2 protein-coding genes are annotated in these 493 nt (G+C 49.0%); both read right to left on the bottom strand.

Annotation, left to right across the window (positions count from 1 at the left end; genetic code table 11):
• A partial coding sequence (locus CIK04_RS34930) for a sulfatase-like hydrolase/transferase (protein ID WP_369597194.1) occupies positions 1-251 on the bottom strand: 251 nt, incomplete at its 3' end.
• Position 252: 1 nt separating this feature from the next.
• Entirely contained in the window at positions 253-327 is a 75-nt protein-coding gene (locus CIK04_RS34935; RefSeq protein ID WP_325206005.1) for a hypothetical protein, read from the bottom strand.
• Positions 328-493 lie beyond the last annotated feature (166 nt).

Here is a 493-nt window from a genome sequence, read left to right on the forward strand (position 1 = left end):
TGTTGGTTTGCTAGGAATCCATGCCAGTAGGTGCCCGGAATGCCGTAGAAAAGACCAAAGATACCYGTACGAGTCGCGTTGCCAGTCGCGATATGGTTATTGAAAACCACACCCGACTGCGCGTATTTCCACATGTTTGGCGTATTGTCTGCGTTGAAGGTATCGGCGCGCCAAGAATCCACCACCAGCAACATAATATTGAGCGGTTTCTCTACAGGTTGTGTTTGAAGTGGTGCTAATGGGTAATTCAAATCATTTTTGCGTTAAACGCCTAGTGCCTTTTGACGCTTCAAGCGCCTGTTCATCCACCCAACCTTGTTTGCGCATAAATTTATCTGCTGTAGCAGGATAAAACAGCGGTAAATAGCGACTTCACCGTGGTCACCGGTTGATAGGCATGCGCTGCGGCCCAAATATGAATAGCATTGGTGGCCAGTAGCGCGGCAAAGGTCAACAACGCAAATTTGCGGACCAAGTTTCAGCGCTCTGACGG

This window comes from Vibrio sp. 03_296, assembly GCF_002265885.1.